Source organism: Arthrobacter sp. Hiyo1 (genome assembly GCF_001263615.2).
GTDB lineage: Bacteria > Actinomycetota > Actinomycetes > Actinomycetales > Micrococcaceae > Arthrobacter.
In genome coordinates this window covers 343,475-353,630 of sequence record NZ_DF952470.1, presented here as the reverse complement: position 1 = coordinate 353,630, position 10,156 = coordinate 343,475, and the positions used below count along the sequence as shown (strand labels likewise).

Below are 10,156 nucleotides of genomic sequence, written 5' to 3'. Positions count from 1 at the left end.
CAACGCTAAGGCGTCGGCATCACAGGCAGCTTGGCGTTGTCCGCGATCCGCTGCTCAAGGCGGGGACAGCTGAGCTTGCCAGGGGTATTGTCCACGAGTTCCGGCGGCACGAGCGCCGAGAAGCCGGGCGCGAGGATAAGGTCCACGGAGGCATCCGTGCGTTGGTCTTGGAAGTAGTCGGTGCCCGCGATGTTCCTCTGGATGTTGAAAGCCGCCGCTTGGCCGCTCGATCCCGAAACAACCATGGCCGGGCCGTTGTAGCTGGTGGTGGAGTTATCGACCGTGCCAACGTTGTAGCCCCGGGCCTTCAACTGGTCCGCGACGTTCTTGGCCAGACCGGCCCTGCCGGCGGCGTTGTAGATATTCACGCTGATCTTGTTATTGGGCGTGTAGTCGAAAACAGTAGCGGGACATACCGCCGCCGGCGCCTGGCTTGCAACGGCGGAGGGAAATCGAATCACGCCGTTGATGACTGCCCAGGCGCCCACGAGTCCGGCAACCACCAGTCCGACCAGCAGCGCGAGCACGATCCCATGCAGGAGGCGGCGGCTGAACCACCCCGGGTGGCTCTCGGGTCCCGGAGCATCGGCAAAAGTTGCCCGAAGCTCCGGCCCTGTGACAACGCGATGCCCGTGCAGACTCGTCGGGTCTTTCTGACGACCGGGACGTTTCCGGCGCTTCCTCGGATCCGCATTTTCGGGCACTGCCACCTGCTCCTCCGGGATTGTTTCGTTAACCATCTATCACCAGGACCCGGGCGTGGATGGCCGTGCGCTGGTGGAGCGCGGTGCGGACAGCACGGTGGAGTCCGTCTTCGAGGTACAGCAGGCCTTGGTACTGCACCACATGCGGGAAAAGGTCGCCGAAGAACGTTGAATCCTCAGCCAACAGTGCTTCCAGGTCAAGCGTGCGTTTGGTGGTGACAAGTTCGTCGAGCCGGACAGGACGGGGCGGCAGCGAGGCCCAGTCCTTGGGCGTGGAAAAACCATGGTCGGGGTACGGGCGTCCCTCGCCCACAGCTTTGAATATCACTTTGCAAGCCTAAAGAAGTAAGGCCTCCAAGGGAACTTGTGAGAAGTCGGTCACCAAGGTTGTGGCCAAAAGGTAACCGTTGACGGGCGGTGCGCGCTGAATCGTTGCCGCCTCCCGCCGTCGGCCGTCACAGCGCTGCCGCCATCACGGCGGACTGACAGAATAGGATCATGACTGCTTCAATGCCAGGCACGCACCCGGCTGCTCCCGCCCTCGCACTCCTCCTCGACGTCGACGGCCCCGTCGCGAGTCCCGTGACGCGCGACGTGAAGCCGGAAATCATCGCCGACCTCGTGGGCTTGGCATCCGCAGGCATCCCCGTTATTTTCAACACCGGCCGCTCAGACGCTTTCATCCGCGAGCAGGTCATGGCACCCATGATCGCCGCCGGAATGCCTGCGGGAACGGTGGTCCACGCGATCTGCGAAAAGGGCGCTGTGTGGTTCAGCTACACCTCGGGCGGCCCAGGACCCATCCATGTGGATCATGACCTAGCTGTCCCGAAGGCCTACGGCGACGACGTCCGCCGCATGGTGGCAGAGGACTATGCGACGCACATGTTCTTCGATGAGACAAAGCGCGCCATGGTCTCAGTGGAACAGCATCTGGACGTTTCAAGCGACGACTACCTGGCCGAGCAGAAGCTCTTCGACGCCGATGCCTTGGAACTCATGGGCAGGCATGGGCTCTCCGCCGCGCTCCTGGACCACCACGCACCAGAGTCCGACGACGCCGCCGACTACCGCCTGGATCCCACCATCATCTCCACCGACATCGAGTCCATCCGGCTCGGCAAGGATCTCGGCGCGAGCCGCGCGGTGGAGCTCCTCGCCGCCCAGGGCATCACCCGCAGGCCTGGCGGACAGTGGGCGATTCGCGCACGGACTACGCATGGCGGATTGGCTCCACCACAATGACCACAGCGTCAAGCACGTCGACGTCCGGCCCGCCGACGGCGTGCCAAACAAGCCCTACGATGTTCTTACAGCCACAGACCTCGGCCTGGGCGACGACGTCATTCACGACGACGCCGGAGGCGCATTCCTGCGCAGTTGGCGCGAAGCTTGGTGGGCTAGGTCCACCAAGCCCGCGCGAACCACAACCTTTCGGAGAAAAGCCATCACAGACATGGACCAGCAAGCAATCTACTTCGGTAGCCCCCCGTCCGACGACGATGCGGTCGTTCCCGAACCGACGTCGCCCGCAGTCGAGGCGCGCCTCAAGCACCGTCCCGACGTCGTCCGCCATCGCGGCCGCTACAGCTTGCTGAACCAGAACCGCACTCCGCAGCAGGTGATGGTCGAAGACCTTCTCGTGATCCGCGCCGCGCTGGACGCGGCGGGGCTGGACTTCATCCTGGTCCGCGGCAACGACCACCGGCCCGTGATCGCCGTCGATTGGAAGCTCCGGAAGAAACTGCGCCAGGCTTTGGTCTCGGCTTTCCGGAACGAGCCGTTTTACTCCATGGCCGTCGACGCGCGGAAGAAATCCACGTTGCTGGTGGCCGACGGCGAGCTCTCGAACAACCGGAAGGCCAGGATCTTCCGGCTCTTCCCGTCCCCGCGTGGAACCCGGGGGCGGGCTGACATACGGTCCATCGCTGGGCGTGCAACTGGAACTGTGGGAGTTCGACGGCGAACAACTCGTGGGCCGGTGGAGAACTCCCTGACCCGGCGGACCATGCTACGCCAGGACGCTGTCCGGGGCACCGTGGAACGCCACGGGCTGAGCTGGCCGACCATCGAGAACATGTTCGCGGACCACGCGAGCGACATCGACTTCGACGTCGACATCGTCTTTTCATGGGTGGACGGCAACGATCCCGCATACATCGCGGCCCGCCGCGAGCAGATGAAAGACGCTGTGGTGGGCGAGGGCGACGCGCACGAAGCCCGTTTCCGCCAGATCAACGAACTCAAATATGCCCTGCGCTCCGTGTACATGTATGCGCCCTGGATTCGCCGGATCTACATCGCCACGGACTCTCCCGCGCCGGAGTGGCTGGCAGAGCACCCGAGCGTCAGGATCATGCGCAGCGAGGAGTTCTTCAAGGACCCCACAGTGCTGCCCACCCACAATTCCCAGGCCGTGGAATCCCAGTTGCACCACATTGATGGCCTCTCCGAACATTTCCTGTATTCCAACGACGACATGTTCTTCGGCCGGCCCGTAGCACCGGACATGTTCTTCACTCCCGGCGGAATCACCAAGTTCATCGAAGCCTCCACCCGGATCGGACTGGGAGAGAACGACGCCGAGCGCAGCGGCTTCGAAAACGCGGCCCGCGTCAACAGGAAGCTTCTCTGGGAACGGTTCGGGCGCATCACCACGCGCCACTTGGAACACACTGCCGCGCCCCTCCGCCGCAGCGTAATCGCAGAGATGGAGCGGGAGTTTCCCGCCGAATTCGCCAAGACGGCGGCCAGTAGATTCCGTGCGGCGGACAACATCTCGGTGACCAACTCGTTTTACCACTACTACTCGCTGCTCACCGGCCGGGCAGTGACGCAGACGGCAGCCAAGGTCAGATATGTGGACACAACCCTGTGGTCCGGGCTGCACTACCTGCCCACTTTGCTCGCCAAACGCAATGTGGACTTCTTCTGCCTCAACGATGGCAGCTTCCCCGAGGTGGCTGCCGACGAAAGGGCCGGACTCGTGACGGACTTCATGGAGAAGTACTTCCCGGTCAAGGCGCCCTGGGAGAAGTAAAGTAGCTGTGAATCTCCGCACCCGATCAACGAACAGACATGTCTATTGAACCCCCTCAGCCTTCCCCCTTGGTTCCTGCGCTTTCTCGCAATATTCGCCATTCTTGGGCTCCTCACCTCGATCTGGGCACTGGCAAGCCCCCTTATGTCCGTGCCGGACGAGCCAGCTCACACCGTGAAGGCAGGGGCCGTTGTTCGAGGGCAGTTGCGAGGGGAACCTGGCGCGAATCAAGGTGATCGGGCCCAGGTGCTCGTCCCCGCGTTCGTGGGAACGGTGGATGGACTCCAAACTTGCTTCGCTTGGAATCCGGCGGTGTCCGCCGGTTGCAGCCCTACGCTGTCAGATGACGTCTCAGAGCTGAAGGCATACACTAGCGCGGGAAACTACAACCCGATGTACTACGCGGTGGCTGGGCTTCCGAGCCTGTTCCTTACCGGCGCCAAGGCCATCTACGCCATGCGGATCGTTGGCGGTCTTCTCAGCGTTGCCTTCCTTGCTGTTGCGCTGACTGCTTTGGCGAGCCTTCAACGCTGGAAACTGCCATTGTTTGTCGGGTCGATAGCCGTGACCCCCATGGTTTTGTTCCTGTCCGGAGGAGTGAACCCCAATTCACTGGAAATCGCCGCGTCGATGGCTGTGTTCAGCGCACTGTGTTTGTCGTGGGAGAGAATCGCCTCCGGCGATCATTGGCGGCTACCCCTTGCCGCTGCGGCGATTTCAGCTGCTGTCCTGGCCAACACCCGGGCTGCTTCACTTCTTTGGCTCGCCTTGGCCGTGGCAGCGTCACTCTTGATGTTCGGGCTTCGTCCGCTCGTTTCCGTGTTGCGTCTGCGATTTGTGCAGGCGATGGCATTCGTGGTCGCCGTCGCGTGCGGGCTTGCCGTGCTTTGGCTCAAGAGCGCGGATAGCCTGCAAAGCCTCATGGGCGCGGGGATCGACACATCACCGGCCCGGATCGCCGCTATCATGCTGGACAAGACGTTCGATTTCGCGGCCGGTTACGTGTCCTACCTTGGTTGGCTGGATACTTTGGGGCCAAGCGGGGTGCTCACTGTCTGGGCGGCGCTGATCATCGGGGCGATCGTGGCAGCATTGTCCGTGCCCAGCCGTTCAGCGCGGCTGACGATCGCTTTCCTGGTGGCTGCGATCATCGTCCTCCCTCCGGTGCTGCAGATTCCCCTTTCGAAGGAGGTAGGAATTATCTGGCAGGGTCGGTACATCCTGGCGCTTGTGGCCGTGATGATCACTGCATGCGGGGTTGCAATGCGCTCTTTCGATATCGACTTCCGCCGCTCAGGACGACGGGCGCTATCGGTAGTGCTCGCTATCCTGGTATTTGGCCATTTCTACAGCTTTATCTATGGAATGCGCCGGTACGTCATTGGTCTCCATGACGAGTCCAACTGGCGGGACATGCTGACGGCGCCCCAGTGGCAGCCGCCGTTTGGATGGATTCCCCTTACTGTGGCCTACCTGGCTGTCTTGTTCGTGGGAGCCGTTCTTCTTTACCGCACCATGACGGCCCGGAATCCAGTAAGCCCGGCGCCAAGCACCACGCCAATGGAAGTCCGGGCATCGAACGTGTAGAGACCAGCTGCCCCTAGCGTCGGGTCATCTCCGGATGCTTCGCATCGGCCATGGAACCGCGTTCGTGCGTGGCTCGCTGGGGAATCCGGATGCCCGCTTGGGCGAGCCGCCGCCTCGTAGCTTCCGGGCTGACGTACTCACCGACAGTAGGCGATTTGCCCAGCGGCACCACTGAATGAACGATCGTCTGCTCGTAAACGTGGACCAGGTTGAATGCCTGGGCACCGTCCCGGCCGCGGGTGCCGCCCTGCGGAACATTGAGGTCCTGCGTGTAGCAGCTCGCGGAAGCCACCGATACCGGGACGCCCGCGAACATGGCCATGGTGGAGTAGTGCAGGTGGCCGCCCAGGATGGAACGGATATCCGAATTGCGTACGACGTCGGCCAGTGCCGCTTGGCCGCGCAGCTCCACCAGGATGGATAGGTCGAGGACGCTCGGGACCGGAGGGTGGTGGAGGGCAAGGATCGTTCCGTCCGGAGCCGGCGTCGCGAGCTCCGATTCCAACCAGTCGAGCTGGCTCTGGCTCAGCTCACCGTGATGGAAGCCGGGCACGGAGGTATCCAGCGTGATGATCCGCAGCCCGTTGACGAAGTAGCTGTGATCCACCGGGCGTCATTGTCGCTCTGGTCGAAGAGGCCAGCACGGAAATTCGCCCGGTCGTCGTGGTTTCCCATCGCCCAGATCACCCGCGCTCCCATCTCTCGACAGGCAGGCTCGACGATCGAGCGGAGTTTGGCGTAGGCGCCCGGCTCACCCTGATCGGCGAGGTCACCGGTGAAGATCACGGCGTCGGGACGGACCTTTGACGCGTGTACTTCCGAAAAGAGTTGCCTGAGATGGGCTTCGCTGTCGACGGCGCCGTAAAGGGGTTCCGGCCCTCCCAACAGATGGGAGTCGCTAAGGTGCAGAAGTACGTGTCCTGGCCGCGGGTGCTCGGCCTCGATGAGCTCCATTACTACCTTCGGGTCGGTAGGAGACGGCGCCTCCAGTGTCTGCCCCAATAAACCCAATCCAACCAGACAAAAGGCTAACGCAGGGTAACTTACCGTCGGAATGTTGGAAAATTACTGGGGCTCCCCCTCCGATCCCCGCTCACTTTTAGGGCGATTTTCGACGACGCTCGCTCACCTTTAGCCGCATTCCACCCGACGCTCGCTCACCAAAAATGAGCGGGCGTCCGCCCAAAAGACCACATAGGTGAGCGGGCGTCGGTGTTTTGGCGCCGGTTGGAAGCGAGCTCCGAAACAGACCCCCTTGACTCGAACCTGTGCCTCCCCTCACAATAAGCGAATGGCTTTCACTAAAGAAGAGACGGCGCTCGTGCCGTCCGCGACCGTCAGCGTTGACGGCGGATTGAAGAAGAACGCAATCGGCACACGCGACATTGTGTTCATGTTGGTGTCAGCGGCCGCTCCGCTGACCATCGTCGTCGGCATCGCCCCGCTCGCCCTCGCTGTGGGCGGCGTCGGTGCGCCCGCCATCTACATTGCCGCGGCTATCGGCCTGGGCCTGTTCGCCATCGGTTTCATGGCGCTCACCCGCCATGTCCGGTCCTACAGCGGCTTTTATGGCTACATCTCGAAAACCCTCGGCCGCGTGGTTGGCCTCGGCTCCGGCCTCACCGCCTGGATGAGCTACAACGGCTTGCAAATCGGCCTCTATGGACTGCTGGGGATCCAAGCCAACCTCGCCGTGAAGTCCTTCACCGGCGTGGAACTTCCCTGGTGGCTCTACGCGATCGTGTCGATCGGAGCCGTCTGGTACTTGGGCTGGCGCGGGATCGACGTGGGCGCCAGGGTCCTCGCGGTCCTGCTCACCCTCGAAACCGCGATCGTCGCCATCGTCGCCGCGTTCGTCCTGGCCCAGGGCGGCGCACACGGCATCAGTTTTGAATCATTCAGCCCGCAGGCCATCTTCTCCCCGCAGTTCGCCGCCGTCCTGGGCCTGGGTTTCTCCGCCTTCATGGGATTTGAATCCGGAGCCCTGTACCGGGAAGAGGCCCGCGACCCGGACCGCAGTGTCCCCCGTGCCACCTATATCTCCATCGCCTTCATCGGCGCGTTCTACGCCTTCGCCGTCTGGATCATCGTCCAGGCCTTCGGAGCGGACGCCGTCCAGGCCTTTGCCGCCGGCCACCTCGACGCCGGAGACACCGCCTACATCGCAGCGGGCAACTTCGCGGGCGGCTGGTGCGTGAACCTCATGAGCGTGTTGATCGTTACCAGCATCTTCGCGGCCCAGCTCTCCTTCCACAACACCATCAACCGCTACACGTTGTCCTTGAGCCGCGAGGGCATCTTCCCGAAGCGCTCGGGCCGGATCAGCCCTCGATATCGCACGCCGTCCGTGGCGGGCTTCGACCAGACCCTCCTCGCGCTCGCCCTCGTGATCGGCGCGGCCCTCTTCCAGCTGGACCCCTTCACCCAGTTCCTGATCTGGACGAACACCCCGGGAGTGATCGGCGTCCTCCTCCTGCAGGCACTCACCGGCGTCGGGGTCGTGGTCTTCTTCACGCGACTCAAGGACCATGGCCTTCGCTGGTACGTCGTGCCTTCTGCCGTGGCAGCCACGATCATCATGTGCGTAGTCATCTACCTGATGGCCAACAATGCCCAACTGATCACCGGCCTTCCGGCCGGGGACGCCGTCAACACGACGCTCCTCGTTTTCGCCCCGCTTTTGTTTGCCGCCGGAACCGTACTGGCCTCGTGCTGCGCAAGGTCAACCCGGCCGCATACCAGCGGATCGGACACGCCGAGTGATCCCGGAGCCTAGTCTTGAGGGATGCAGACTCCGAGCAAAACCAGCCAGCTAGGACGGCCCCGGACACCGAGGCTCTCACGGAAGGCGATCGGCCGCGCGGCACTTGAGATGTTCGAAAAGGAAGAGAGCCTCTCGATCCCTCGGCTCGCGGAACGCCTGGGCGTCAGGCAGTCATCTTTCTACAAGCACGTCACGGGTCGGCAGGAGATCATCGAACTGGCCCGTGGCGCGCTCGTAGACAGAGCTCCGATGCCCGAGTTGCCGTCCGGCAGCCTCGACGACGTCATCCGCGAGATCTTCGACTCCCTCCGCAAGGCGTACAGCCTGGTACCGGCGCTCCTTCCCCTCCTGCTCACGCAGCCGGTGTCGCACCCGGCAGCCTTGGAGCGCTACGACCAGTACGTCGAAGCGTTTGAGATCGCGGGGGCGCCACGGCACCTCATCATTCCGGCACTGGAAACCCTCGACAGCGCAGCGATCGGCGCGAGCCTCGACGCAATGACGATGGAATCCGCATGGAGCATCAACGAAGAGGAAGAAGGCACTTATCCCCATCTGTTCGCGGCAAAGAAGGCCGTGGCAGAGCACCCTGTGGACCGCTTCGCATTCCTGGCCGATGTCCTCTCGGCAGGATTGAAGGCAGCCATCGACGACGACTGATCCTCACCGGGCCGGCGTCGGAACCCGAACACAACAAGGAGTTATATCTTGACCACGCCCGAGCCCATCGATCTCGTCATCTTCTCGTCCAGCATCCTCCACGGTGAGGCGCTGACTGAGACCGCCGGTTTCGTCGCCATCTCGAATGGGAGGATTGCGCACGTCGGCCGCACCGACGGCGAGCAGACACCCAACGCCGCCGCCGAATGGACGGCACGAGCCAAACAGGTGATCGACGTCGGCGAGGCAACAGTCTGCCCGGGCCTGATTGACGCCCACATCCATCCCATCCACGGCGCGGAAATCGCCCGCGGCCTTGACCTGGGCGGGATCACCGAGCTCGACGACATCCGCGCCGCCCTCGTGCGATATGCCGCTTCCACGCCGCACGCCGCCGGCTCCGATTGGTTGTTCGCTTGGGGCCTCGACCCTGTCATTTTCGGGGATACGGGTTTCAACAACTCCCTCTTCGACGGCATCCTCGACGACGAACTCGTGTTCATCACCCTGTTCGACGGCCACGCCTCGCTCGTCTCCGACGCCGCCCTCAAGCTCGCCGGGGTCACCGGAGCGGAGAAACTGCCGAGCACCGGCTATGTCGGCGTCGACCAACTCGGCAAGCCCAACGGCATGCTCTACGAAATGGCCGCCCAGGAGCTCGTCCGCGGCGTCCTTCCCGAGCTCTCCTTCGAGCAGCGCGTCGACGGGCTGGAGAAACTCCTGCGTTCCATGGCCGAATCCGGGCTGGTGGCGGGCCAGATGCTGGACTTCGGCGCCCCAGACACCTTGGAGGTGCTGGAGGCCTTGGAGCGCCGAGGCGAGCTCGCCATCCGGCTGCGGATCTCCCCGTGGGTCATGCCCGGCGCCACGGAGGAAGACCTGAAGGCCATGCTCGCGATGCAGGGCAGGCACGGAAGGCGCTGGCACGTTCACGGCATCAAGCTCATGATGGATGGAACCATCGACAACGGCACGGCGTGGCTCTTTGAGCCCGACGCCCACGGAGAATCCCTCCACCCGCTCTGGCACGATCCTGAAGCCCTCGCCGCGGCCATGAAGTTCTTCCACGACCACCGGATCCCCACCACGACGCACGCCATCGGCGATCAGGCGGTGTCCTTCGTCGCCCGGACCATCGGGGCCCTTCCCAAGAACGGCACGGTCCACCGGATCGAGCACATCGAGTCCATCCCGGATTCGGTGTTGGCGGAAATCATCAATGCGGGCGCCGCTACCAGCCTGCAGCCGACGCATTGCGCCCTCTACAGCCGAGCCGACCACACGGACAACTGGTCCCGCAGGCTTGGCAGCGAACGGGCCAACCACGCGTGGCGGACCCGCGATCTCCGAGACGCCGGAGCGATCGTCGCGCTCGGATCGGACTGGCCCATCGCTCCCTTC

6 protein-coding genes and 3 pseudogenes are annotated in these 10,156 nt (G+C 63.4%); 6 read left to right on the top strand and 3 right to left on the bottom strand.

Going from position 1 to position 10,156, the window contains the following annotated elements; translation table 11 throughout:
* Positions 1-5: 5 nt before the first annotated feature.
* Positions 6-740, bottom strand: coding sequence for a LytR C-terminal domain-containing protein (locus AHiyo1_RS10515; protein WP_084784460.1), 735 nt, complete (start codon positions 738-740; stop codon positions 6-8).
* Complete coding sequence (locus AHiyo1_RS10510) at positions 733-1,032, bottom strand: type II toxin-antitoxin system VapB family antitoxin (RefSeq protein WP_059388531.1); 300 nt, start codon at positions 1,030-1,032, stop codon at positions 733-735. Before AHiyo1_RS10510 ends, AHiyo1_RS10515 begins: the two co-directional genes overlap by 8 nt.
* A gap of 170 nt (positions 1,033-1,202) precedes the next feature.
* Between AHiyo1_RS10510 and AHiyo1_RS10505 the strand changes: the two are divergent.
* The 3 genes and pseudogenes from AHiyo1_RS10505 to AHiyo1_RS10495 all read left to right on the top strand — a co-directional run.
* A pseudogene (locus AHiyo1_RS10505) lies at positions 1,203-2,097 on the top strand (hypothetical protein); the annotation flags it as partial.
* Positions 2,098-2,160: 63 nt separating this feature from the next.
* Positions 2,161-3,744 (top strand): annotated as a pseudogene (locus AHiyo1_RS10500) (stealth family protein).
* Between the two features lie 45 nt (positions 3,745-3,789).
* On the top strand, positions 3,790-5,331 hold the full coding sequence (locus tag AHiyo1_RS10495) for a DUF2142 domain-containing protein (RefSeq protein WP_148667517.1): 1,542 nt from the start codon (positions 3,790-3,792) through the stop codon (positions 5,329-5,331).
* A 13-nt stretch (positions 5,332-5,344) separates the two neighbouring features.
* Here AHiyo1_RS10495 and AHiyo1_RS10490 read toward each other — a convergent pair.
* Positions 5,345-6,285 (bottom strand): annotated as a pseudogene (locus tag AHiyo1_RS10490) (phosphodiesterase).
* Positions 6,286-6,622: 337 nt separating this feature from the next.
* Between AHiyo1_RS10490 and AHiyo1_RS10485 the strand changes: the two are divergent.
* The 3 genes from AHiyo1_RS10485 to AHiyo1_RS10475 all read left to right on the top strand — a co-directional run.
* A complete protein-coding gene (locus tag AHiyo1_RS10485) occupies positions 6,623-8,107 on the top strand; it encodes an APC family permease (RefSeq protein WP_084784458.1) in 1,485 nt (494 codons plus the stop codon).
* Positions 8,108-8,116: 9 nt separating this feature from the next.
* The gene (locus tag AHiyo1_RS10480) at positions 8,117-8,755 is read left to right on the top strand and encodes a TetR/AcrR family transcriptional regulator (protein WP_172465568.1); all 639 of its coding nucleotides are present in this window, start codon (positions 8,117-8,119) and stop codon (positions 8,753-8,755) included.
* 48 nt (positions 8,756-8,803) lie between these two features.
* Positions 8,804-10,156: amidohydrolase (locus AHiyo1_RS10475; protein ID WP_059388527.1), on the top strand; the 1,353-nt coding region annotated here is incomplete at its 3' end.